Raw genomic sequence first — 26,245 nt, forward strand, 5'->3', positions numbered from 1 at the left:
TTTATCACCACTCCTCTAAGTGATATTCTAAGTTGTTACACATGGTTTGACGATACCTTGTGGTTCTTGCCACAAAGTAACAAAGAGCACCATGATGATAGGACCAACGAATAAGCCCAACAAGCCCAACGTTTCCACACCACCCAAGATCCCAAAAAGAACAGCAAGGAAAGGTAACTGGATAGCACCACCAATCAACACGGGTTTGATGAAATGATCGGCTACAAACATCACAAAAGTACCCCAAATGACCACGAAAATGGCGCTAATCATCGCACCGGAAGATAATAAAATGAGTGCCACGATGGCAAAAACAATAGGAACGACAAAAGGAATCATTGCAGCAAATGCTGTAATAAATCCTGTTAGAGTAGGAGCAGGAAAATCAACCAAGAAGTAACAAATACCCATCAAAAAACCAACACCTAAACCTACCACGATAGTACCATTAACAGTAGCACGCAGAGCTGATGGTAGCCGATCGGCATAACGAAACCATCGCTGGCCTAAACAAAATTCACCAATGTGATTAATTTGCTGAATCAATTTATCCCCGTCTCGATAAAAGAAGAACAGAGTTAGCAAAGTAAATCCGAGTTGAAAGCCACGGTGAGCCAAGTCGACACCTACCCGTTTGATATAGTAGCTAGCTGGCGTTAAAGACAAATGCAGATTCGACAATAAATGTCGAACATTTCCAGGTCGGCCAATATTTGTATCCCAATAATTGACTAGATCATTACCTATCATAGGAAATTGACGTAGAAAAGCTGGCGCTTGACCACCTTCACGGTTAATTAGTTGCAAATAATTGATAAATAATTGCAATTCTTTCACCAATATACTTACCAACCAACTCAGTGGTAACAAAAATAATAATGCCAGAATAAAGGTAAAGAGTAGCGAGGCCACACCGTGACGATTACCAAAAAATTGACGCCAACGCAAATACAGAGGATAAGTCGCTATGCCTATGATAGCCGCCCAAATTATCGAAGGAATGAATCGATGAATAATAAATACCGCTAGAGTAACGATAGCAATCGTCAGCCCTATGCTAATTAATTCCTTATGATTTTCGTTCATTTAGGCAAAAACCCCCACGCCAAGAGTTGTAGGATTAACCAGGCAGGCACTGCTGCTAATAAATCATCTAACATGATTCCAATACCACCACGTACGTGATGATCAATGCTACGTATTGGCTCTGGTTTCCAGATATCAAAAATACGGAATAATAAAAAGCCAGTTACTATCCAGAATAAGCCCACAGGCGCCATCATCATTGTCAATAGATAACCAACAACCTCATCACATACAATACCTGAGTAATCATGAACACCTAAATCACGAGAGACTTTATCGCTAACCCATACCCCTATTAAAAAAGCAAGGATAGTAAATACAAGATAAACAGCTAAAGACTGCCCGGCAATCAATAGATAGATGGGAATAGCCGCAAGCGTCCCCCAAGTTCCTGGAGCAATGGGCATCAGTCCGCTTCCGAAACCAAAGGCAATAAAGTATACCGGATCCTGCCAAACTTTGTTCTCTAATCGCATCACATTCATCTCAGTTTTATACTCGACCTTCAAGTTTTTTAATGTGACTAATCTAAAAGCCGAATTACCGTGGCTTGACCACGGTAATTCGAGGTTCTAAAACAAAATTAAAAATGACTATATCCATGTGGAATAAACGTATTCACAGTTCCGTCAATTTTTTTTATTCTTAGTCCTGGTTTTTCTTCAATAATACCTATTGGGAAAGTACTGAGCCCAAGTTTAGGAAGCAGGGTTAAAAAATGTTGCTCTTTCTCAGCTGGCACGGTAAAGCATAACTCATAATCATCTCCACCACTAAGAGCCAAATTCATAGCCTTGTCTGCAGGCTGATACTTTTTTAAAAGCGGATGCAGTGGAATAGTCTCTTCATTAAAACAAGCACCTACCTTACTACTCTTACAAATATGATTAAGATCAGCACTTAAACCATCAGAGATATCAATAGCTGCCGTGGCATATTCTTGCAAGATCATTTGTAAATCCACCCGAGGTTTAGGGTGCTTTAATTTCTGCATCAAGCAATCCTTATCCGTCGGATGAAGATCATCACGATGAAGAAAATGGACCGCGAGTGCTGCTGCACCTAACTCACCACTAACATAAATTTTATCCCCAACCTGAGCGCCAGAGCGCCTGACAGATTTCCCAGATGGCACTACACCATGAATGGTCAATGTCAGACTTAATGGGCCCTTGGTTGTATCACCACCAATCAATGCCAAATTAAACTGAGATAATGCGTCATGAAGACCCTGAGAAAAGCGTTGTAACCAAGTGGTATTTAGCTCAGGTAATGTTAGAGCTAAACTTAACCAACAAGGAGTGGCTGCCATAGCTGCTATATCACTGATATTAACCATCACCGCTTTATAAGCAATATCATAAGCATCCCAGGAACTAAGAAAATGAACTTCGGCAACAAGCGTATCAGTACTAATTAACAATTCGTGATTGTTGGGAACAATGACGCAAGCAGCATCATCACCGATACCATAAACTACGTCTTGTCGCCAATGGGTGGGAGATTTAAAAAAAACATCAATTAAGGAAAATTCATCCATTACTAATTTCAACTTTTCTAGCCTTTTGTGCCAGATTATTTAATACCCCATTTACATAGCGATGACCATCTTGTGAACCGAACTCTTTAGTAAGTGAAATCGCTTCATCAAGCAGCACCCGATAAGGGATTTCTGGGCAATAAAGCAATTCAAATGCTCCAAGTCTTAGAACAGTTAACTCTATTGGATTCAACCCTTCGATTGGCCTATCCAAAAAAGGCTTAAAACTGTCTTCTAACTTGCTTAAGTTTGCTGGTACACCATAAAGAAGCCGACAAAAATACTCGCTATCCACCTTTGCCATATTCGTGTTGGCACGAAACTGAGCTTCAATCTCATGTAACTCTTGACCTGACATAAACCATTGATAAAGAGCTTGCAGTGCTAATTTTCTAGCGCGCCTTTTGCCGCTAATTGCCTGTTTTTCCACAAATTACCTCATGAATTTTTGTCATTTTTTAGCTCGTCAATGGTTTGACTAAACTCGCTGACATCTTTAAATCGTTTATACACTGAAGCAAATCGCACATAGGCCACATGATCAAGACGATGCAATTGTTTCATCACCAACTCACCCACTTCACGTGATTCAATTTCACGCTCGCCACGACGACGAATCTCTTGCATAATGGTTACCAGCGCTTCTTCAAGTGCATCAACACTCACGGGTCTTTTTTCTAGCGCTCGCAGCATACCTGCTCGTAAGTTTTTAATGTTAAACGGCTCTCGGCGTCCATCACGCTTGATGATGGAAGGCATGATTAATTCAGCCGTTTCAAACGTAGTAAATCGCTCATGGCAAAGAAGACACTCTCTTCTTCTGCGAACTTGAGCTCCATCTGCAACAAGACGTGAATCAACAACCTTGGTTTCTTCAGCGTGACAAAATGGACAGTGCATGATTAACGATAAACCGGAAATTCACGACATAATTGCAATACTTGCGTCTTAATTTGCGCAATAGTGCTTTCATTATTTAGATCATCAAGTATATCTGCTATCCATCCCGCCACTGTACTTGCTTCTTTCTCTTTAAAACCTCGCGTCGTCATCGCTGGAGTACCTATGCGAAGACCACTGGTTACAAACGGCGACCGAGGATCATTGGGCACCGTGTTTTTATTCACTGTAATATGAGCACGACCCAGGGCTGCATCAGCATCTTTACCAGTAATATCTTTAGAAATTAAATTCACCAAAAACAAATGATTATCGGTCCCTCCAGAAACAATTGGGTAGCCGCGGCCCCTCAGTGTTTCTGCCATGACTTTGGCATTAAGTAATACTTGATTTTGGTATTGCTTAAACTCAGGTTGCATAGCCTCAGCAAACGCGACAGCCTTTGCTGCGATAACATGCATTAATGGCCCCCCCTGCATTCCAGGAAACACTGCCGAATTTAATTTTTTCTCAATGTCTTCATTAGCACGTGCCAAAATTAGACCACCCCGGGGTCCACGCAGCGTTTTGTGAGTGGTTGATGTCACCACGTCCGCATAAGGAATGGGTGAAGGATAAAGGCCAACAGCAATGAGTCCAGCCACATGAGCTACATCCGCCATCAGATAAGCCCCTATTCGATCAGCGATGGCTCTGAATCGTTGCCAATCAAGGATTCGTGAATAAGCGGAAAACCCTGCAATGATCATTTTCGGTCGATGCTTTAGAGCCAACTCTTCTAGCGCATCATAATCGATAAAGCCGGTGTTAACATCGACTCCATATTCCATCGATTGATAGAGCTTACCAGAAAAATTAACTTTGGAACCGTGAGTTAAATGCCCGCCGTGTGGCAATGCCATTCCCAGGATTAAATCACCTGGTGAAAGAAGAGCCATCATAACAGCCGCATTGGCCTGGGAACCAGAATGGGGTTGAACATTGACATAATCTGCACTGAATAACTCTTTAGCACGAGATATGGCTAAAGATTCAGCCACATCAACATTTTCACATCCACCATAGTAACGTTTTGCAGGATAACCTTCGGCATATTTATTGGTGAGAACCGAACCTTGAGCTTCCAGGACTCGAGGACTAACATAGTTTTCTGAAGCGATGAGTTCAATGTGATCTTCTTGACGCACGCACTCAGCTTGAATAGCTCGCCAAAGCTCATCGTCAAAACCTGCAATCTTGTAGCTCTTATCAAACATTTGCAATCCTTATCCTAGAGAGTTGCACTATTATAGTACTGCTTGTGAGACGGTGTCATGTATTACTTGGTTTCTTTACCAATACGAATTAACTCGTTCACTTAACAATTAAATGATTACGGATACGTTTTACACCATTAACATTGCCTGCAATAACACCAGCTCTTTGTTTAACCACTGCGCTATCTACAAACCCGCTGAGCTGCACTTCGCCTTTGTAAGTTTTTACTTTAATAGCGAATCCTTTCGCACCCAATTTATCAACTAATTCGGCCTTCACTTTTGCGGTTACAGCAGAGCTATCTAAGAATTGGCCAGTACTCTCACTTGTTGGGCTAGCCGCGCAAGCAATGATTATTGACACAAGTACAATAATAACGAATGACCTAATTGTTCTTAACATTATCTCTATCTCTCCGTGAATAGTGAAATCACAAAAGATAGCATAATTTATTAGGGAACGTCCCTAGTCATGACCGTGAATATTACTTTCTGCGACCTCGTCGTCATGCCCATGAATTGGCCTGTTTTCTATACTTTCATGACCATGAACCCTGGTATCCACGTAATTGTTAGTATTCGCGGAATCATCATGTTCATGTCTTTGACTTCGTACACTACGATTGGACCTTACAGAGCCTTTATAAGCAATGGACTCATCATGATCGTGATGATAAGTTCGTGGATTTGCTTGATAAGAATAACCATAGGGAACCTCAACTCGCGCCCGTGGTGGTTGTCGATAAAAACCATCACCATAAAAATCATTTTCAAACGTGCATGATGTGAGAGGGATTAACAAGGACAACAGAACAAATAAACGTTTCATACAGACCTCCTGGGACAAAGCCCAGATAAAAGAAAGGCACGATAATTTTCGTGCCTTATAAGGAGTCAACAAATCTTATTTCGCATTAATTTCCACTTTTAATTGCTTGTTCAGGTAGGGGACGACGCGTACAGTACTATTAACGTAAGTGTATCCGCCATAGATACGATAACCACTGAACGTATCGATCCATAAATTCATGCCAGCATGGCAGTAACCATAATAGAACAAATCAATATAATGAGGACCTTCATAACTGTAAACATTGAAGGGGGTCAGACTCTTGCCATCGTCAAAAACGCCATAAACACGAACATGATCATAGCTGCTATTGATGATTTCAATTTCGCAATAACCTGGTAATTTAGCACCTTTGGCAACTGATTTGGCGCCCGCAGTATTCGCAGTTGGGCTGTTCGCTTGTGGGTGGAGATGTCGATTGTCAGCAAAAGCTGATGTTAGTAAACCAAGACAACATACAAAAAGGAGCGACTTAAGTTTCATTATTATTAACCCCCTAATATTAGTGGAAAACAGATGTTAGCAAAGCCTTGTATTTAGTCAATAGGATTTTTTTGTGCCCATGAGAAAAAACGTGCTATCATTTATTCATTTAGTTATCGTGAAAATCCTCCTTCCGCATACATTCCTTGTTTAAGATCGCTACCTGGAAAAATTAAATAGATGATGTAGTACTGATGAAGAACCCATTTCTTGCGATGATTAAAGACTTTATACCCTAGCTATTTATGTTATAGTAAAGCCCGCCTGAATTTTTTATAGCGCTCGGTTTGGTTAGAGGATTGGAAATGAAAAAACGCATGACTATCATGATAATTGCTTTGGTGATTGTATTTGGTGGTATCGTAGCGTTTAACCTCTTTAAAAGTTTTATGATCAAACGCTTTTTTGCCAGCTATGAGCCGCCTGCTGTAAGTGTATCAGCCGTCAAAGCCATCAAGAAAAAATGGGAGCCACGCATCGCCGCAGTCGGTAACTTCGTTGCGATTAATGGTGTCGATGTCAATTCTGAAGCCTCTGGTAATGTAGTCAAAATTCATTTTGATTCAGGCCAATACCTAGAAAAAGATCAGCCATTGATCGACATTGATGATAGCGTTGATCAGGCTACCTTAAAATTTAATAAGGCTGATTTGGCCCTGAAAGAGCTTAATTATAAGCGTCAAACAGACTTATTTAAAAAAGGAGCTACGCCTAGTTCAAATGTGGACGAGGCAACAGCAAATCTTGAACAAGCAAAAGCCAATGTCGAGAGAACAGAAGCAGAGATAAGGCAAAAACACATTACTGCCCCTTTCTCTGGACAACTTGGGATTCGTCAAGTCAACTTAGGGCAATATGTCACACCAGGACAGACTGCAATTGTAACCCTACAATCCATGGATCCCTTATTCCTTGAGTTTTATCTACCTGAACAGATGTTGAAACGTTTGCACATCAACCAAGGAATCCAGTTTACTGTTGAAGAATTCCCTAATGTTGTTTTCGAAGGAAAAATCACGGCTATTAACGCCAAAGTAGATGTTAATACGCATAATATTTGGGTACAGGCCACAATCCCCAATTGCCCGGCAGCTGCGCTTAACTCAAAAACCACTCCTTTAGTACAAAGAATAAAACAAAAGGGTAGCAGCAAAGACCTTATTCGCTGTGATAGCAATTCAAACAGTAAGAATCATGTGACTCAATTTGCATTTATCCCAGGCATGTTTGCCTCTATTTCAGTGGAGCAACCAGCCATTTCTGATGTGATTGTTCTACCTTCCACGGCAATTTCCTATAGTCTTTATGGTAATTCAGTGTTTGTTATCGAAAAAGATAAAGGTGGAAAAAAGGATGATGCAGGTAAGGATATTCTGCGGGTAAAACGGGCTTTTGTTAATACAGGGGAACAGGAAGGTAATTTTACGGTTATTAAAGAAGGGGTTAAGGAAGGCCAACTGGTTGTCAGTTCTGGCGAGTTGAAATTGCAGAATGACACACGTGTAGTCATCAACGACAGTGTTAAGCTAAAGGACATTCCTGATCCGGATAAGCTGGGTCAATAACACCCCTCACCCTACCCTCTCCCTCACGTTGCGCGCGTGGCGGAGCGGGAAACTTTGAAATGTTAAGTTTTGTCAGGATAAACATGAAATTTACAGATATATTTATCAAACGACCTGTCCTTGCCACCGTTATTAGTCTTTTGATTTTTTTATTTGGCTTAACTTCGATTTTAACGATGCAAATCAGACAATACCCACGGATGGATAACACCGTGATTACCGTCACTACAGCTTATCCTGGGGCGGATGCCAATCTGATTGCCGGTTTCATTACCACTCCTCTTGAAGCTGCAGTGGCAAGCGCTGAGGGGATTGATTATATGACGTCCACAAGTACACAGAGCGTTAGTACTATTACCCTCAATATTAAACTTAATTTTGATCCTCAGGTTGCTTTTACGGATGTCATGAGCAAGGTCCAACAAACCTTAAATCAATTACCACCTGAAGCACAGCAACCTGTCATTGTTAAAAGCTCAGATGTCTCAACCCCGCTCATGTATATCAGTCTTGATAGTACCCAAATGACCCCCCAGCAAATTACTGACTATGCTATCCGGGTTGTACAACCACAATTACAAACGGTTGATGGCGTGGCCAAGGCAGAAATATTGGGAGGAGCAACGTACTCAATGCGAATATTTCTTGATCCGATCAAAATGGCAGCTCTTGGCGTATCCCCCTCTGATGTTTCCAATGTTTTAGCACGCAACAACTTTCTCACAGCTGCTGGAGGGACAAAAGGAGAATATGTTGCTATCAATATGACAGCCAAAACGGATTTGAATAATGTGGAGGAATTCGAGCAGCTTATTGTGAGGTCGAGTAAGAATTCAATCATCCGTCTTCGAGATATCGCTAAGGTTGAATTGGGATCGCAAGATTACAATACGTCAGTTCGTTTTGACGGGAAAAAAGCTGTCTTTATTGCCATTACTCCTACACCCACGGCCAATCCGTTAACGGTAATCAGTAATGTGCGGAAAATCATGCCTTCTATCCAACATGAATTTCCTCCCTCCTTGAAGGGTACAATCGTCTATGACGCAACGGACTTTATTCGCGCTTCGATTAAGGAAGTTGTACAAACCATTATTGAAGCAGCATTAATTGTTGTTGTGGTCATTTTTTTATTTCTAGGTTCCATCCGATCAGTTGCGATCCCTGTGGTCACCATACCTTTATCTTTAATTGGGGTATGTACCTTTATGTTGTTCCTAGGCTATTCAATTAACTTATTAACTCTCCTCGCTTTCGTATTGGCCATTGGTTTGGTTGTGGACGATGCCATTGTCGTTGTTGAAAATGTTCATCGTCATATTGAGGAAGGTAAAACACCACTACAAGCCGCTCTGATCGGAGCGCGGGAAATTGCCACACCAGTTATCGCCATGACCATCACATTGGCAGCAGTTTATGCGCCCATTGGCTTTATGGGAGGACTAACTGGCGCTTTATTCAAGGAATTTGCTTTTACTCTTGCGAGCGCGGTCATCATTTCCGGTATCATTGCTCTTACACTCACACCGATGATGTGTTCTAAAATTCTAACCTCTGATACCAGTAGTGGACGATTTGTTCACTTCCTGGATAGAAAATTTGATGCCCTCAGAGATCGCTATCAACGAGCCTTGCATAGCTTACTCGATACGCGCTCTATTATATTAATCTTCGCTGCAGCTGTGTTATTGATGCTACCTTATTTGTACCTCCATACTCCAGAAGAAACAGCGCCTGAGGAGGACCAAGGATTCTTCTTCGTAGTAGGAACAGCTCCTCAGTACGCAACGATCAATTACATTGAAGCCTTCACCAAACCCTTTGATGAAATTTACAAGAGTTTTCCTGAAGCAGAACATTACTTTACTGTGAATATGAGTTCTCCTGTTTCTGGAATGGTATTAAAAGCATGGGACAAACGGGACAAAACGCAATTTCAACTAAAAGAACCATTGCAGCAAAAACTGGATGAAGTGACTGGATTAAAATCCTTTGCCGTAATACCCCCGCCTTTACCTGGAGGAGGTGAGGGTACACCCATTCAATTTGTGATCAAAACAACGAATGATTTTCAAACCCTGTTTGAAGTATCCAACCAGTTACTGGATAAAGCACAAAAAAGTGGCTTATTCATTTATTTGGACAATAGCCTTAAATTTAATCAGCCAGAAATGGAATTCCAAATCAATCGCTCTAAAGCTTCCGACCTTGGTTTAGACATGCAAGCAATAGGTAGTAGCTTAACCAGTGCCTTATCAGGAAATTATGTTAATTATTTTAATCTACAAGGGCGGAGCTATGAGGTTATTCCTCAGTTGGATAGAAGATATCGTCTAAGTCCCGATCAGCTAGGAAAAATTTATGTGCGTTCGACAGATGGTAAGATGGTGCCATTATCAACTGTCGTGACAGCGAAAGAGAAAGTCCAACCCAATGCCGTAACCCACTTTCAGCAACTAAATGCTGCTACGATTCAAGGAGTCATGATGCCTGGTGTTACCTTGGGACAAGGTTTGGCTTTCCTTAAAGATCAAGCTAAAGACGTCTTACCAAAAGGATTTACCTTTGATTATGGGGGGCAATCTAGACAATTCATTCAGGAGGGCAGCGCCCTTATTCTAGCTTTCTTTATGGCTATTATTGTTATTTTTTTAGTACTCTCCGCACAATATGAAAGCTTCAGAGATCCATTAATTATCCTTATCAGTGTGCCTATGTCTATCTGTGGCGCTCTGATTCCTTTAAATCTGGGTGCGGCAAGCATCAACATTTATACTCAGGTCGGATTAATTACTTTAATCGGCCTGATCAGCAAGCATGGGATTCTTATCGTTGATTTTGCCAACCAATTACAACGTGAAAAACAACTTGACCGCAGAGCAGCAGTAGAAGAGGCAGCAGGCATTCGTCTTCGCCCGATTTTGATGACCACCGCCGCCATGGTATTTGGGGTCATTCCTCTTTTAGTTGCCACCGGCGCCGGAGCAGTCAGTCGGTTTGACATTGGTTTGGTTATCGCTATGGGTTTATTGGTAGGTACTGGCTTTACTCTTTTTGTTGTACCTACAATGTATACATATCTTGCTGCGGATCATCGCCATGATTACGACAAAGAGAAGAAAGCATCTATGGAGGAGTCAACTTCTGATTTTCATCAATCACAACCGAAGACGCAACAGGTTATCTGATGACCATAGCTCAGGGTCACTGCCATTAAGTTGAGCGATTTCGAATCCCCGCGGCATCGACCGCGGGGTCCATCATGTCAGTATGGACATGGATACCGCGGTCAAGCCGCGGTAATTCGAGCAGAAAAAATCCTTAACTTAATGGGCAGTGAGATCAGGGTTCGATGATCCCTGCAGGATGTGTTAATATTCGCAACTTTTCATCTGTACAGGTTAGAACATGGAAAAGACTTATTCCCCGCAAGCCATTGAGCAAGCATGTTATGAAAAGTGGGAAAACCAAAATTACTTTTCGCCCCAGGGTGAAGGCAAAAGCTACTGCATCATGTTACCACCTCCTAACGTTACTGGTAGCTTGCACATGGGTCATGGCTTTCAGCATACGCTGATGGATACCCTTATTCGTTATCACCGCATGCGAGGGGAAAAAACACTTTGGCAACCAGGAACTGATCATGCAGGCATTTCTACACAGCTTGTGGTGGAGAGACAATTGGAAGCAGAGGGTCTTTCCCGCAGAGAAATGAGTCGCGACCAGTTCTTAGAAAGAGTTTGGCAATGGAGGGAGGAATCAGGTAATCAAATTACCAGCCAAATGCGTCGAATTGGGTCTTCCGTAGATTGGTCTAGAGAACGTTTTACCATGGATGAGGGCTTATCCGCCGCTGTACAGAAAGTATTTGTGCAGTTGTATGACGAAGGTTTAATTTATCGTGGTACGCGTTTAGTTAATTGGGACCCCAAATTAAGTACTGCTGTCTCCGATCTTGAAGTGATTTCTGAGGAGGAAGACGGCTTTTTATGGCACATTCGCTATCCTTTAGTGGATTCAAGTGACTCTATCATAATCGCCACCACCAGACCCGAAACCATGCTTGGTGATACAGCCGTTGCTGTGCACCCTCAAGATCCACGCTACCAGCATTTAATAGGGAAACAGATTCAATTGCCACTCTGCGATAGAGTCATACCCATTATTGCAGATGAATACGTTGAGAAGGATTTTGGTAGTGGTTGTGTTAAAATAACGCCGGCACATGACTTTAACGATCATGAAATCGGCAAGCGTCATAACCTGCCTTTAATCAATATCCTCACCAAAAAAGGAACAATTAATAAAAATGCACCCTTAGCTTATCAAGGCATGGATCGTTTTGTGGCTCGTGAACAAATCATTCAAGACTTAGAAGCCGCTGGGTTATTGATTAAAAGAGAACCTCATAAATTAAAAGTTCCACGAGGTGAGAAATCCGGAGTCATCATCGAACCTTTGCTTACCGATCAATGGTACGTCAAAATCAAACCTTTAGCTGAACCTGCAATTGAAGCTGTAAAAAAAGGTGAAATACGCTTTATCCCTGATAATTGGACGAGAACTTATTTTCAATGGATGGAAAACATCGAAGATTGGTGCATTAGCAGGCAGCTGTGGTGGGGACACCGCATCCCAGCCTGGTATGATAGTCAAGGCCATATTTATGTGGGTTACAGTGAAAATGATATCCGCTTTAAATATAAGCTTGATGATTCCATACCATTAAAGCAAGATGAAGATGTTCTTGACACCTGGTTTTCTTCTGCACTTTGGCCATTTTCAACATTAGGCTGGCCAGAGCGTACCCCGGAGTTTGAGCAATTCTATCCGACCTCTGTATTAGTCACTGGGTTTGACATTATTTTCTTTTGGGTCGCCCGCATGATTATGATGGGTCTAAAGTTTACTGGCAAAGTACCCTTTAAAGATGTCGTTATCACCGGACTGATTCGGGATAGCGAAGGACAAAAAATGTCTAAATCCAAAGGAAATGTGTTGGACCCAATAGACATTATTGATGGTATTGATCTTGAGCATCTCGTTGAGAAGAGAACATCGAACCTAATGTTAACCTCCGTGCGCAATAAAATTGCCAAAACAACACGGAAAGAGTTCCCAGAAGGGATAGCCGCCTTCGGCACTGATGCCTTGCGTTTTACTTTTTGCTCCTTAGCATCAACGGGCCGCAATGTTCGTTTTGATATGGGACGCGTTGAGGGCTACAGAAACTTTTGCAATAAACTTTGGAATGCATCACGTTATGTCTTGCTCAATACAGACGAAGAGCAAATCGATTTTGGTGATGGAGCATTCCAATACAGTCCTTCTGATCAATGGATTCTTTCACGTTTACAACGCACCATTGCGCAATGCCATCATTATTTCGAAACGTATCGTTTTGATTTATTAGCCAACACCCTTTACGAATTTGTTTGGCACGAGTACTGTGACTGGTATCTTGAATTATCTAAATCTGTACTTTATGACCCTCAGGCCTTGGGCTCAATGAGAAGGGGGACACGGCGCACATTGATTCATGTGCTCGATCAAATTTTAAAATTGCTGCACCCTATCATCCCTTTCATTACAGAAGAAATCTGGCAAAGGACAAGTAAGTTAACCAGCATAAATGGTGAAACCATTATGCTAAGCCCTTACCCTCAAGTGAATAAAGATTTCATCAATCCCGAAGTGGAAGAAGAAATCTCCTGGTTGAAAGCAGTCATTCAATCTATACGAACGATTCGCAGCGAAATGACCATTTCTCCAGCTAAGCTTATTCCCTTGTATATAAAGAATGCCACACCTGCAATTCAAGAAAGAGTTGAAAAATATCGCCCTACTCTTTTGTCGTTAAGTAAGTTAACTCATATTCACTGCATGGAAGAAAATGAGCCTACTCCCGTATCTGCCTCTGCTGTTGTTGGTGACTTGGAATTGCTTATCCCTATGGCGGGGCTTATCGATAAAGATGCAGAAATTACACGGCTTACCAAAGAAATAGCAAAGCTGGATAAGGACATTTCACTTGCTGAAAACAAGCTTAGTAATCCTAACTTTACTGATAGAGCGCCCGCTGACATTATTGCTAAAGAACAAGAAAAACTCGCACAGGCAAGAGCCAGCAAAGATAAATTGCTTGAGCATAAAAAAACAGTTGAGTCGCTGTAGGTTGGGTCATTTTGACCTGAGTGATCGTCACCTTTTTTTATACAGTTCATAAATTGCTCCCTATCTTTCGAGAACTTATTTCAAGGATAGGGATTTTGTTATTTTTTATAGCTTGGCACCCACCCTAAAAACACAAAAGATAACACTCTCTTATGCTTATAACTATTTGCTTGAAACTATCTATGCATCCCCATTCTCTCAATCCAGTGCCCTACGTAAAAGGCTATTAAAGTCGCTAAGGCAACAAGCAGCAACCAAGCAGAAAGCCTTTCAGGGGTATGACAGACATTCTCTTTTAGCCCAAATCCAAATTGAGGGCTTTTGGTGTCTCTGAAGTTTTCTTCAATGGTCATGCGCTGCTTATATATTTGAATAATTTTTCCAGGTTTATCCTGCCTGTTTAATGAGGATACCAATATCCAAGGCTCTCGATATCCCTTAGACGCTTTTATTGCCACTTGGTCGCGTTTTATCCTTCCGTATTTCTTTCGTCCTTTAAGTATATGTTTATAGCTATAACAGTGCGCTTTTATGGGGTTTGTTTTGGCCACAAGAAGCTCATCAATCGTTTGATAAGTATAGGCAGAAGCCTTAGTGCCAGGGGGAAACATATGTCCTGCGGTTAAGATATAACCATGTCCTTCGTAATTGCCAATCCAAGCCCCGGAACCAGATGAGGAATCATTTTGAAGGAAGATTAGTGACGAAAACTGTGGTGACAATGCCGCTGAGGAGGCGTTTACGTCGTCTCGAAGCCAGTCCTGAGGCTCTCGAAGGCTCCTGCATCAAGGCTTCGAGACGGTGCTTCGCACCTCCTCAGCCCGAACGGGAATACATATTATCGCTTAACTTAACGCCATTGCCTTCAGTATATGCTTCCATCAAGATCTGTCAAAATGAGGCGGCCACGGTCTACAGTGAACTAATTTTTGACAGGTACGATCTCAAACGAGGGGGCACGGAAGGAGGGCTCCTACCCCGAGGCGAGGAGTTCTCTTTGAGGAACGATTAAAAAGAAGCTTTTTACCTGTCAAAATTGGTGTATCACTGTACTACGCTCAGTATAACAGCTCATTTGGTAAATACGAGCGCTGTAACTCCAATAACCTTCGATGAGCAACAAACTGGCCTTTGAAACGTTGACTTCCCTGTTCCCGCATTGTTACTGCAGGACCATTTATATAATTGTAATAACTTTGATAGTCTTTAAGATAATAGGCTATGGTGATTTTTCTAACGTCGGCTTGCTCGTCATTAGTGTCAAAAAGTAAATCTGCTTTGAGAAAACCATCAAAAGTCAACAGTTCTTTGATATGGGGTTGCAACCACCGTATGTAATCCTCAAAAATGGGTCTATTTACTTCTAGATTCACTTCGTAGATTAACATAAAGACTCCTTTCAACGACTACCACTGACACGCCTCCCAATCCAGACGGCAAGCAATACCGTTGATAATACGCCTAACATAATCCCATAACGAGACCAACCAGCTCCGACTAACGTTAACGCATCTGGAGTATGTAAGATAGAAAAGGGGATAGCTAGCAATACATCCACAATCGCAGAACCTGCTACCAATCCACAAGCAATTAAAACACCTCTTTGTCGGCGTTGACGTTTTTCATCAGCATCCAATGACTGTTTGTTTAAACGCGATTGTACCAACATCGCAATCATTCCTCCCAAAAATAAAGGAAAGGAGGAGGCAAGGGGTAAATACATGCCGATAGCTACCCCTAATATAGAAAGCCGGATCACCCGCTCCAACTTGAAGAAATAGTTTACAAGGATAATCACCAGAATAACTGCTGCCCCAATAAACATCATTGTCCACGGCAGAGTATTACGAAACACCGCTTCCGTGATTGCAGCCATGAGTGCTGCAGTAGGAGCCGGCAAAGATTGACTGGGATCCATGCCTTCATGAGGCATGACCCCTGCTATTCCATAAACATCGAATAGCAACTGCATAACTGGTGGGATGACTAATGAGGAAATAACTACACCTAGCAAAAGCATGACTTGCTGTCTCCAGGGTGTAGCACCGACTAACTGCCCTACTTTCAAATCCTGAGTATTATCATTAGCAATCGCTGCAATACCAGTAACAACGGAACCAATAATGATGGTAATTGCCTCTGCCGCTCGAATTTGATCATGGGTTAATGATAGTGGGAAAATATGATTCATAACAGTAAGCAATATCCAAGCTGCGAATAGCATTCCAGCAATAACTACTGAACTACCTGGGCTTGCAGTCACTCCCACCATTCCGGAAAAATAACCGGTGATCACTGAGAATAAAAAACCAATAATTAGGACATAGAGAACAGCACCAAACACAAAACTAGGACCAAAGTCACCATCAAGACCTACATCCTCTAAGGGGAAGATAAATTGGAAAAATAAAAACAATACCGACGCCATTATCAATACACCAATCAGGATGAAAGGCAGGGGTATATCTCTGTCAGTACGTGGTAATTGCGCCTCCGTGCGACCTTTCGCCATAAAAGCACGAAAGGAAACACTCATACTCTTTAATAAAGGTCTGACTAATTTTAAGAAAGTCCAGGTTCCTGCAAAGAGCATGGCTCCTATACCCAAATAACGCATTTCGCTATTCCATAATAGAACAGCTGCTTTATCAGCAGGATATTGGCCAACAAATTGCGGGTAAAATTGACTAACAATGGGCATAGCAATAAACCAGGAAATGATTGCCCCTAGAAAGATACTGATAGCCATTTCATGGCCCACTAAATAACCAGCACCTATCATGGTTGCTGAGAATCCCACTCCAAAACCAATTAAAGAACGTTTGACAGCAAACCAATAACTCCAACTATCAGCAACCACTTTAAAACCAGATTGTAAGAGTTCAAGAAGTCCTCCAACTGCGCCTCCAATAAAAATATCTCGAATACCTGCCTTTTCAGCAGACGATTTCAAGACCTCAGCAATTGCGCGCCCCTCGGGAAATTTTAAGACAGGTTCATTGACCAAAACTCGCCGCAAAGGAATAGAAAATAGCACACCAAGAATGCCGCCAATTGCCGCAATAAAAAAATTGGTTATGTAATCAAAACCATTCCAGTATTGAATAATGATGAGTGCCGGAATAGTATAAACAATACCTCCTGCTACCGCCTCACCCGCTGAGGCAGCTGTTTGTACGGCATTATTCTCAAGAATAGTGGCATTTTTAAAGAAACGTAAAATACCCATCGAGATGATGGCCGCCGGAATGGACGCCGAGGTCAAGATACCCAATTTCAACGCTAAATAGGCATTAGACAATGCTAATATTACCGTGAGAATAACGGCTAAAATCACGCTACGAAATGTTAACTCAGCAATTTTTTTATCCGCTGCAATAAACGGGACAGCATTATTCATTGACTACCCCATACAGCTTTAACTATTTCCGGACGTAATAAATTCTTTAGTTTAGATTTAGCGATCATTACCGTTTGTGGACCATAAACGTAGGCGGCAACCTGATACGTATCAAACACGATCGCCAGTCCATCAGCCGTAAAGTACCAATTACGATAATTTTCTGCGGTTGGGTTTGTGCCTGTGGTTAGCCAATTTTCATCAGAAATTTTCTTCTCTTGCAAAGCGGCCTTGCTAAGTTTGGCGATTGTGAGCAAATACTCGCTATTGGGTTTGAACAATTCCGTCAGAGTTATTTCCTTTCCATGAATAAAATTAAAGGACTTGACTGTATTATTGGGATGAGCAGCGCCGCGATTGTAGACAGAAATCGTAAACAGTAAGCTTATGGCATTCTTGTTTTGAAACTCCGTTTTATAGTCCACATACAAGCTATTTTTTCCGGGAGCGTCGGGGACATCCTTTGCATCTGGATTGGCATCTGCTTTTTGTGTTTCATCGATGAATGCTTTTACAGTTTTATCGATATTTTTGTCTGCAAAACCTTGTGGGTATTTAAGATCCAAATCAAAGGTAGCTGTTTCTTTTTTTACAACCACCGTCTTAGGTGTATTCGCCAAGGCAGGATGAACAAGGCAAACACTCATTAAAACTATCGCCAAAATATATTTTTGCATTATTTTTGCTCCTACCATTAAACACTCAGCCAATTACCAGCAATCATCGTTGTATGCGGTAATGGGTAACCAAAATGATAACAAAGCGAAGCGCTATCACTTACTGACCAACAAACTAAATCGGCATATTTCCCTACGGCTATTTCCCCGACCTCTTTCTCCAGCCCAAGCGCTTTGGCTGCCTGATAACTTACACCAGCTAATGCCTCATCCACCGTAAGTCCAAAAAATTGACAAGCCATATTCAACATCAATGGTAATGATGTCGTTGGTGATGAACCTGGATTTGAATCTGTTGCTATCGCCATGCCTACACCCATTTGCCGCAAAGCATCGACAGGAGGTTTGCGGTTTTCGCGTAAAAAATAATAAGCACCAGGTAAAAGAACAGCAATAGTACCACTACGCGCCATAGCAGCAACCCCAGCAGAATCTAGATGTTCCAGATGGTCACAAGATAAAGCCTCTAATTTTGCGGCTAATTCTGTTGCTCCAAGATTAGATAATTGCTCTGCATGACAATGAATTGGCAAAGAAAAATCTCTTGCTCTTATGAACAACTTCTCAGTTTGTGCCAAAGTAAAACCAATTGATTCACAAAAAACATCGATAGCATCAGCTAGCCCTTCTGCGGCGATCGCAGGTATCATCTCGTAGCATAAAAAATCCACGTAAGCTTGTGCATTGTTCTGAAACTCTGGAGGAACAGCATGAGCACCTAGGAAAGTCGTTTTCACACGCAAGCCACTTAAAGCACCCAACTTTCTTGCGACTTTAAGCATTTTAATTTCAGTGTCTAAATCCAGCCCGTAGCCAGATTTAATTTCCACCGTGGTAACACCTTCAGTCCGCATGGCCAAAATCCTTGGGAGGGATTGCTCTAATAAATCATCTTCAGAAGCCGCGCGAGTTTCTCTAACCGTAGATAAAATACCACCGCCCGCACGAGCAATTTCTGTATACGTTTTACCTTCGAGACGCTGTTTAAATTCATCTGCACGATTGCCAGCATAAACCAAATGTGTATGACAATCGATAAACCCGGGAGTCACTAATTGACCGTCGCACTCATGGATAGCCGTTGCCTTACGCTTAAAATCGTGATCAAGCTCATCCATAAGGCCGCACCAGATTATTAAACCATCAGTAATTGCAATTGCTTGGTTCCGCAATTGATGCCCATGGGCATCAATGGTTGTGGCATTTAGCAAGAGATGATCACAATCAGTCATTTATTCCTCCAACTCAGGCACCTCATGAGGAGCCACAAGCCAAGATGAATGATGACTTTTATCATAAATATCCCATTCCTGAGATATAAATTGCTCTTTGCTTACATCTAAAAGTAACCAACACAAAAAAAGAGCTACGGTTTCTGGTGATAATAGACGTCTATCCTCTTTCAAAACCTGGAAAAAATGGCGCTTTTCTTCATCCATAAATCTTGCATGACGAATAATTGCTTGCATATCTGTATCAATGATGCCCGGCATAACACTTGTAAAAGCAGTGCTGCGGCTTTCCAGCTGCCAACAACGAGTCAACATAGATAAAGCAGCTTTGGAGACACAATAAGCCGCCCATCCGGTAACAGGAAAATAGGCAGCCCCTGAACCAATATGCAAAACACGACCGTGCTTTAATTTATCTAATAAAATTTGCGTTAAAAATAAGGGACCATCAAGATTGGTTGCCATAGTATGATGCCAGGATAATTCATCAACAGCTGCAATAGGAACAATGGGTTCAATCGTACCTGCATTATGAATTAATCCTGCTAGAGAAATAATGTATTTAAGTTGGGTGGCAATCGTTTGTCTTCCTTCATGAGTAGAGACATCTGCACAAAGAAAAGAAATTAAAGGTGAAAAGTCTGCTGTTTCAGCCAGAGTATTTTCATGTCGCCCGACAATCAAGACTTTGTTTCCTCGTGATGCCAAAGCTTGAGCCAATGCCCGACCAATCCCCGTCCCACCACCAGTGACTACAAACACCGCTATTCTCCTAGAATTAATATATAAAAACGTTCTTTTCCCTAGCTTTGAACACCACGATAATGATCAGACCTGAAGCAATTGAGATATTTCAAGCTCTATCAGTCACCAAAATAATAAATGTGCCGATAATAGCAGACATTCTTGGGAATTGGCATAAATTTAGATAAAGAAAGGTATATGATGAAAGCAAGTAAAGGCTCTTCCTACTGTTTTTTTAAATCTTTATTTTATAAACTTGCTTGCTATGAAAATTATCGCCGCTCTTAGCCAGAGTACCTCACGAGGAGGATCCTCATGTTAGCCAATATTTTACAATACGAGCCTACAGATTCTTCCCTGTGGCAAGGCCGTAAAGATAGTTTGCCTAAAGAGCGTTTCTTTCAACGCGTCAATTTTCTCGATCTTCGAACCCAATCCCTCCAAAAGAGTGCCAAAGATATCGTTATTCTTGGGTTTTGTAGCGATGAAGGAATAAGACGAAATGAAGGACGTCTAGGAGCCAAAGCCGGTCCATTTAAGCTACGCGAGCAATTAGCTAAACTTCCTTGCCATTCCAATAAAAACCTCATTGATGTAGGGAACATCATATGTGATGATCACCTGGAATCTGCGCAAGAGCAATTCGCAAATCTCATTCATTATGTTCAGGAACAAGGGCATAAAACCATCGCCTTTGGTGGTGGACATGAAATTGCCTGGGGCCATTTTTTGGGCCTGCAGTCCTGTTACCCAAAGTTAGCTATCATTAATTTTGATGCCCATTTTGATTTGCGTCCGTTAAAGGAAAATGAAGCTACTTCAGGAACACCCTTCCGCCAAATTGCACAACATTGTGAGCAGAATTATTCTTCTTTTGATTATTGCTGCCTGGGCATACAAACGTTAGGTAATACACGCAGCCTCTTTGCTACAGCAGCTGAATTAAAGGTTACCTATTTGACGGCTGAACAAATAAATAGAGAAAACCTAGCTTGGCAAATTGCTTTTCTGGATGATTTTTTATCAGATCATGATTACATCTATTTAACAATTTGTCTTGATGTCTTTGCCGAGTGTTTTGCACCTGGTGTTAGTGCACCTCAAGCTTTAGGGTTAACACCTTGGCAAGCACTACCCCTGTTGAAATATATCTTACAAACTGGCAAAGTTGTAAGTTTTGATGTGGCTGAGCTTTCACCCCCACTGGATCAAGAACAGAAAACTGCACGTCTAGCGGCTAATCTAGTGGCAGAATTATTGAATTACTACTAATGCAAGGAGTGTCTCAAATGAACAAATCCATGCTGTACGCGGGATTAATTGGTATTTTATGTACAAGCACGTATGCGGAAGATAAAAAGACGCCTGAGACAAATCTAACGCAAACAGTAGCAGGCTCAACCATAGAATATGGCTCTTCTGATAAAGAGAACAATTTACTTAAACCTAAGCAAGTACTGGCCTCGCAGGGCGTTACTCCTCCTGACCCCACAGGACCCAAAGTACCTGATCCACAAGGACCACAAGTTCCAACGCCACAAGGTCCAGATTTACCTAACACTCAAAGCACACAACCTGTGACCATACCACAAACACAACAAGGCACTACCACAACACAGGGAACAACGGTACCCGCTTCTCAAAATGTCAGCCCTAAAGGTACGCAGACACCAGCACAACAAGGAGTCACCACACCGACAGCGCCTCCGAGCACAGCCCCAACGGTGCAAAGCACTATGACAATTGAACAAGTTAATGTGCCAAAAATTGATTGCAATTATCGCATACCCGCTGAAACAACTACAGTTGACCAATCTCTAGTACTTAGATGGGCCACAAAAGCCGCCGTACAGTCTTTTGATTTCGATTACAACACCATAGACACACAGCTTTCTAAATTGAAAGCTTGTTACACAGATTTAGGCTGGCAAGGTTTTAACGATGCTTTACAAAAATCAGGGAACCTAAACGCCATTAAAACGCAAAAATTAATAGTAAGCAGCATGCTCAGTGGTCCAATGCAAATCACACAAATTAAGGACAATCAATGGAAAGTAAATATTCCTCTGCAAGTTGTATATCAAAATGACAAAGAGAAATTAACACAAGCACTTATGGTTCACTTAGTCATTGGCCGCAAAGTTTCTGGAGATTTAGGTATTACACAGATAATAGCAATGCCACGTAAAGTCCTAAAGCCATCCGTTCCCCCGGTCCCGACTACCCATTCGACAACGACTAGCTCTCCGACCACTACGACGACCACAACGACAACAACGACACAACCTTAATTTATAAATGCAGGTCTCGGCTTTGAGTGCCTGCATCACCCTTTAGAAGATACGGTCTCAAAGCCTGTTCACTCCAAGGAACAGTTTGAATTTGTAAACTAGTATTTAACATGGACCATGCGAGTTTAGGTGAATCTTTGCTCAAATTCTCCGTATCGTCTAAATCCTTGGCTTGCTTCTTATTGATAATCACAACCTCTCCTCGCTGCTTCTTCCCTTTAAAAGGCATATAAGGAACGGCAAATTTTTGCTGTTTGACGAGAATATCTAAGCTTGCCGTTGCCACTTCGGCAAAATTTAAAAAGAACAACAAGCAGAAGCTTAAGAGAAGTTGCATAGTAAATACCGGTTCGTTTGGGGTTTGGTACACTAAGCAAATTTCCTGCCTGCTTCCAAAGAAGTTGTCATCGAGCTTACATGCAGATCGCTGTATGGATACCGCGCATAAAGCGCGGTACGTAGTGGTTCAATTTTCGTGGGGATCTTTCAACTCAGGATGACAACTTCCTTTCCTGGGGTCGACCAGCAAGTTACCTGGTAAACTCTAAGCCTTTATCATCTAAAAATATTCTTGCACGCTCAGCCATAATTTGGTGAGCTGGAGCGGTGGGATGAACAGGATCAAAGAACAAAAATCCTTCGCAAGCATCTCCCTTCAACCTTTTGGCTTTAATATTAGTCGCCATGCGCAGAATAGCTCGTTTAGAAGGCTTTTCCACCATGGCGTCATAACAAGTATCGGTAATATTATTAAAACCGAATTTTTCAGGAGAAACGATCAAATCATTTAAGGTCTCTTTAACATCAAAGTAAAGCCATTCCACGTCAGGATAAGTCTCCCGCAGTGTCTGAATGCTGGTTGATAATAATTCATTGTGACGTTCAGTAAAATTAGATAATTTTTCTTGAATATTAAAAGCATACGCGATAGGTGTCTGGCCTAAATCAGGTAAATTGACAACTAGAATGTGTTTTGCTCCTGCATTTGCCAAACGCTGTAGCCCATGGGTAATACCTAAATTCACCGTGCTCACAACCTTTTCAGTGTCGTCTGGAACACCCAAATAATTATTTGCCCCTATCCACACAATAAACAAGCTGTCTTCATCCGCTTTGTCTTCATGGGCTAAAAAATAAGTATCGATTTCTTTTTTTAATGTAAACAAAACATCCTCATCATCAGGATCTTCTGAGATCCCCGCTCCGCCAAATGCATAATCCAATAAATGTTCTTTGGCTGCTAATGGAAAATAAAACTCAGCCAAACGTTCCACCCAAACCGGGCCATTGGTAAACCGTCCCTGATGATATGGAGGAGACTGCGGTAATTTTTGATCCATATGCGCATAAAGATTGCCGTTATCAGATAAGCTATCCCCAAACACAACGATGTTATTTAATGGTTTTGCAGCTACCAACCCACTAAAAAGCAGGATAAACCAGGTAAGTAAGAGCTTCATCTGTCACCCTAATTAATTGATTTTGCAAAAAATTTTGTGATTATATACTGAAAAATTCTTAGAATCAATTTTTTCTACAGACCGCTCTTAAGAAAGGCATTAGACCCTCTTTCCAAACTCGCTGAGGAGAGTGAAGTGCGAGGAGACGCGGAGCGGAGAACCGGAGTGTACACGCCAGTACATGAGGATTCGAGCACCGCATCGACGAAGCAATTCGCCTCCTCAGTAGAGTTTGGAAAGAGGTCTATTCTATAGTGATCTCACTTAAGTCTTCTTTTTTCTAGTAAGGCAGTTTATCCTATTCAGGTATACGGATTGATCACTAACAAGGATTTGTTACTGTATGTCTCAAAAACAATTTACGCTCGCATTTCTCCAAAATGTATTGACTCTTCTTAATGATGAGAATCAGTTGTGTAAAGTTTCTTCATATTTTCAGCAAGAAGACCCTAATATCAATCGTTATTTGTGTCGAGATTCTTTCGGTTTACATGGTTGGAATGATGAGAATGCAGGAAAATTTAGTGCTGTAATTGCCGAAGCGCTTCGACAAACAACCACTGCTTTTTTCACTAAGGATGATGAGCAACTCAAATTAATTCAACGATATAGTGATAACATTAAAACCAATTTGGTACCCAAGTTAACAGCCAACGTGGATACAAATAATCCAATGATCGCTGTAAAACTGAACGTTGAAAAAAAATTGCTGCAGTTGACCGCAGATAAAAGCTATTTCAATAACCCATATGTTTTGTTTGGTGGATTAGCGGCCACCGCTATTGTGGCAACCGTAGCTTGGTCTTTAACGCCCAAGTAAGATGATTAGTGGGGGGCCCTATTGACATATCAACAGAACCTCAGACCCACTAAGTGACCCTCAAGCCACACCCAGTGAAGTAAGTTTCAATTGTCGACCACAAACCCATGCTTTATTTAAATCCCGAAAGACCTCTTTTGACATCCCTTGCGGTAGCCTAACTGTAGAATGATCCTCATGAATCTTAAGTCCAGTAATAAAACGACTCTCCAAACCGGCTTCATTAGCTATAGCACCTACGATATTCCCGGGTTTAACGCCATGGATGCGTCCCACATCAATGCGGAATAATTCTTGAGGATAGTTGTCGCGAAAAGACTTTTTACTTTTTTCACTGCGACTCATACGAGTAGATTTGGATTCCCTATCTTCAAAACGCGCTTCTCTAGGAGTATGTGGCGCCTTGGGCAAATCACGTTTCCAAGGCTTATCTTGATTGACTATAAGCGCGAGAGCTGCGGCTATCTCAATGGCTGAAACCTGATTCTCTTTAAGAAAATCTTCAATAATCTGTTGATAAGCTGGCAAATGTTCATGTTGCAAGCGTGCACTAATGTTTGCCATAAAACGCTGCTGTCTTGCGATTTGAATCATATGGTCGTTGGGCACCCCAATCTTTTCAATACGTTGGCGTGTGTGGCGTTCAATGGTATTGAGAACACGACCTTCTTTAGGAGTGATGAAGAGAACAGTAACCCCGCTACGGCCAGCACGGCCCGTTCTGCCTATGCGATGCACATACGTTTCACAATCATGCGGAACGTCATAATTAATCACATGAGTGACCCGTTCAACATCTAAACCACGCGCTGCTACATCCGTCGCAACTAAAATATCAATAGTCCCTTGTCTAAACTGAGCTACGATTTTTTCCCGTAAGGCTTGAGTAATATCACCATGGATGGCCATGGCTCGATGGCCCTGTTGCTGCAACAGTTCAGCAACTCCTTCGGTACTGCTTTTGGTTCGCACAAATACAATAACGCCTTGATGATCCTCAACTGCCAATATCCTTAACAAAGCATCAGGTTTTTGCGCAACAGAGGCAAAAAGAAAACGTTGCTCAATTGCTTTAACCGTGGCTGTCTCTGCTCGGATTTCGACAGAGGCTGGGTTATTTAAGTAGCTTCGAGCAATATTACGAATGCGAGGAGGCATTGTTGCTGAAAATAAAGCTATTTGCTTTGCTGCTGGTAATTTAGCAAGAATGGTCTCTACATCTTCAATAAAGCCCATACGTAGCATTTCATCGGCTTCATCAAGAACAAATGTGGTTAAACTTCCTAGTTGTAACGTACCGCGATCGATATGATCAAGAATACGACCCGGTGTACCCACAACCACTTGCGCACCTTCACGTAACTGCTTTAGCTGGCGACGATAGTCTTGACCACCACAAAGCACTGAGACCGTTACTGTCTGATGAGCGCTCAACAATTCGAATTGTTCAGCAACCTGGATAGCTAATTCACGGGTAGGAGCTAATATCAAAGCTTGCGTGGCCTGAGATTTTGGTATCAAGCGTTGTAAAATAGGCAAAGCAAAGGCTGCCGTTTTGCCTGTACCGGTTTGAGCTTGAGCAATAACATCCCGACCTTGCAATAATAAAGGAATGGTCTGCGCCTGCACTGGCGATGGTGTTTTAAACTTCATGTCCTCAAGCGCTTTTAATAACGCTTCCGATAAATTAAGGGCAGAGAAGTTTAGTAATTCTTGTGTCATAAAAAATCCAATAAAAAATCGTAAAATCCCAATGGGTTAACTAAT

24 protein-coding genes are annotated in these 26,245 nt (G+C 41.8%); 6 read left to right on the plus strand and 18 right to left on the minus strand.

Annotated elements, in window-relative coordinates; translation table 11 throughout:
- Positions 1-27: 27 nt before the first annotated feature.
- The 9 genes from CKV79_RS10265 to CKV79_RS10305 form a co-directional block, all read right to left on the minus strand.
- Positions 28-1,086, minus strand: a complete 1,059-nt coding sequence (locus CKV79_RS10265; RefSeq protein ID WP_028373888.1) for an AI-2E family transporter — start codon at positions 1,084-1,086, stop codon at positions 28-30.
- Complete coding sequence (locus CKV79_RS10270; protein WP_028373887.1) at positions 1,083-1,571, minus strand: phosphatidylglycerophosphatase A family protein; 489 nt, start codon at positions 1,569-1,571, stop codon at positions 1,083-1,085. The genes CKV79_RS10265 and CKV79_RS10270 overlap by 4 nt, the downstream gene beginning before the upstream one ends.
- Positions 1,572-1,669: 98 nt before the next feature.
- Entirely contained in the window at positions 1,670-2,626 is a 957-nt protein-coding gene (gene thiL / locus CKV79_RS10275; RefSeq protein WP_028373886.1) for a thiamine-phosphate kinase, read from the minus strand.
- Entirely contained in the window at positions 2,619-3,056 is a 438-nt protein-coding gene (nusB, locus tag CKV79_RS10280) for a transcription antitermination factor NusB (protein WP_028373885.1), read from the minus strand. Before nusB ends, thiL begins: the two co-directional genes overlap by 8 nt.
- Positions 3,057-3,064: 8 nt before the next feature.
- Positions 3,065-3,526 (minus strand): transcriptional regulator NrdR, encoded by a 462-nt coding sequence (gene nrdR, locus CKV79_RS10285; RefSeq protein WP_028373884.1) that lies wholly within the window; start codon positions 3,524-3,526, stop codon positions 3,065-3,067.
- Between the two features lie 2 nt (positions 3,527-3,528).
- Positions 3,529-4,782, minus strand: a complete 1,254-nt coding sequence (gene glyA, locus CKV79_RS10290) for a serine hydroxymethyltransferase (protein WP_028373883.1) — start codon at positions 4,780-4,782, stop codon at positions 3,529-3,531.
- A 97-nt stretch (positions 4,783-4,879) separates the two neighbouring features.
- Complete coding sequence (locus tag CKV79_RS10295) at positions 4,880-5,185, minus strand: BON domain-containing protein (RefSeq protein ID WP_028373882.1); 306 nt, start codon at positions 5,183-5,185, stop codon at positions 4,880-4,882.
- A 63-nt stretch (positions 5,186-5,248) separates the two neighbouring features.
- The gene (locus tag CKV79_RS10300; RefSeq protein WP_028373881.1) at positions 5,249-5,611 is read right to left on the minus strand and encodes a hypothetical protein; all 363 of its coding nucleotides are present in this window, start codon (positions 5,609-5,611) and stop codon (positions 5,249-5,251) included.
- Positions 5,612-5,686: 75 nt separating this feature from the next.
- On the minus strand, positions 5,687-6,115 hold the full coding sequence (locus tag CKV79_RS10305) for a hypothetical protein (protein ID WP_028373880.1): 429 nt from the start codon (positions 6,113-6,115) through the stop codon (positions 5,687-5,689).
- A gap of 305 nt (positions 6,116-6,420) precedes the next feature.
- On the opposite strand from CKV79_RS10305, the gene CKV79_RS10310 reads away from it, so the two are divergent.
- The 3 genes from CKV79_RS10310 (at position 6,421) to CKV79_RS10320 (ending at position 13,854) form a co-directional block, all read left to right on the plus strand.
- Complete coding sequence (locus CKV79_RS10310) at positions 6,421-7,680, plus strand: efflux RND transporter periplasmic adaptor subunit (RefSeq protein WP_028373879.1); 1,260 nt, start codon at positions 6,421-6,423, stop codon at positions 7,678-7,680.
- 83 nt (positions 7,681-7,763) lie between these two features.
- Positions 7,764-10,868 (plus strand): efflux RND transporter permease subunit, encoded by a 3,105-nt coding sequence (locus tag CKV79_RS10315; protein ID WP_028373878.1) that lies wholly within the window; start codon positions 7,764-7,766, stop codon positions 10,866-10,868.
- A 220-nt stretch (positions 10,869-11,088) separates the two neighbouring features.
- Complete coding sequence (locus CKV79_RS10320; RefSeq protein ID WP_028373877.1) at positions 11,089-13,854, plus strand: valine--tRNA ligase; 2,766 nt, start codon at positions 11,089-11,091, stop codon at positions 13,852-13,854.
- A gap of 176 nt (positions 13,855-14,030) precedes the next feature.
- On the opposite strand, the gene CKV79_RS10325 is transcribed toward CKV79_RS10320, so the two are convergent.
- The 6 genes from CKV79_RS10325 to CKV79_RS10355 all read right to left on the minus strand — a co-directional run bounded on the left by CKV79_RS10325 (position 14,031) and on the right by CKV79_RS10355 (position 19,925).
- Positions 14,031-14,465, minus strand: a complete 435-nt coding sequence (locus CKV79_RS10325; protein WP_028373876.1) for a transposase — start codon at positions 14,463-14,465, stop codon at positions 14,031-14,033.
- Positions 14,466-14,912: 447 nt separating this feature from the next.
- On the minus strand, positions 14,913-15,242 hold the full coding sequence (locus CKV79_RS10335; protein WP_028373874.1) for a DUF4286 family protein: 330 nt from the start codon (positions 15,240-15,242) through the stop codon (positions 14,913-14,915).
- An 11-nt stretch (positions 15,243-15,253) separates the two neighbouring features.
- Positions 15,254-17,254 (minus strand): OPT family oligopeptide transporter, encoded by a 2,001-nt coding sequence (locus CKV79_RS10340; RefSeq protein ID WP_028373873.1) that lies wholly within the window; start codon positions 17,252-17,254, stop codon positions 15,254-15,256.
- The gene (locus tag CKV79_RS10345) at positions 17,251-17,931 is read right to left on the minus strand and encodes a DUF3298 and DUF4163 domain-containing protein (RefSeq protein ID WP_028373872.1); all 681 of its coding nucleotides are present in this window, start codon (positions 17,929-17,931) and stop codon (positions 17,251-17,253) included. Before CKV79_RS10345 ends, CKV79_RS10340 begins: the two co-directional genes overlap by 4 nt.
- A 17-nt stretch (positions 17,932-17,948) precedes the next feature.
- On the minus strand, positions 17,949-19,163 hold the full coding sequence (gene hutI / locus CKV79_RS10350; protein ID WP_028373871.1) for an imidazolonepropionase: 1,215 nt from the start codon (positions 19,161-19,163) through the stop codon (positions 17,949-17,951).
- Positions 19,164-19,925 (minus strand): SDR family NAD(P)-dependent oxidoreductase, encoded by a 762-nt coding sequence (locus CKV79_RS10355; protein WP_028373870.1) that lies wholly within the window; start codon positions 19,923-19,925, stop codon positions 19,164-19,166.
- A gap of 297 nt (positions 19,926-20,222) precedes the next feature.
- Here CKV79_RS10355 and hutG point away from each other — a divergent pair, with 297 nt between their 5' ends.
- Both hutG and CKV79_RS14010 read left to right on the plus strand, forming a co-directional pair.
- Positions 20,223-21,179, plus strand: a complete 957-nt coding sequence (gene hutG, locus CKV79_RS10360) for a formimidoylglutamase (RefSeq protein WP_028373869.1) — start codon at positions 20,223-20,225, stop codon at positions 21,177-21,179.
- Between the two features lie 17 nt (positions 21,180-21,196).
- Positions 21,197-22,198 carry a DotI/IcmL family type IV secretion protein gene (locus tag CKV79_RS14010; RefSeq protein WP_051546215.1) on the plus strand — a complete coding sequence of 334 codons (1,002 nt, stop codon included), beginning with the start codon at positions 21,197-21,199 and terminating at the stop codon, positions 22,196-22,198.
- A 1-nt stretch (position 22,199) separates the two neighbouring features.
- Here the strand turns inward: CKV79_RS14010 and CKV79_RS10370 are convergent, their stop codons facing one another.
- The gene (locus tag CKV79_RS10370) at positions 22,200-22,568 is read right to left on the minus strand and encodes a hypothetical protein (RefSeq protein ID WP_028373868.1); all 369 of its coding nucleotides are present in this window, start codon (positions 22,566-22,568) and stop codon (positions 22,200-22,202) included.
- Between the two features lie 160 nt (positions 22,569-22,728).
- A complete protein-coding gene (plaA, locus tag CKV79_RS10375; RefSeq protein WP_028373867.1) occupies positions 22,729-23,658 on the minus strand; it encodes a GDSL family lysophospholipase PlaA in 930 nt (309 codons plus the stop codon).
- A 343-nt stretch (positions 23,659-24,001) separates the two neighbouring features.
- Between plaA and CKV79_RS10385 the strand changes: the two genes are divergently transcribed.
- On the plus strand, positions 24,002-24,478 hold the full coding sequence (locus CKV79_RS10385; protein ID WP_028373866.1) for a hypothetical protein: 477 nt from the start codon (positions 24,002-24,004) through the stop codon (positions 24,476-24,478).
- Between the two features lie 60 nt (positions 24,479-24,538).
- On the opposite strand, the gene CKV79_RS10390 is transcribed toward CKV79_RS10385, so the two are convergent.
- Entirely contained in the window at positions 24,539-26,200 is a 1,662-nt protein-coding gene (locus tag CKV79_RS10390) for a DEAD/DEAH box helicase (RefSeq protein WP_028373865.1), read from the minus strand.
- Positions 26,201-26,245 lie beyond the last annotated feature (45 nt).

This window comes from Legionella lansingensis, assembly GCF_900187355.1.
GTDB classification, from domain to species: domain Bacteria; phylum Pseudomonadota; class Gammaproteobacteria; order Legionellales; family Legionellaceae; genus Tatlockia; species Tatlockia lansingensis.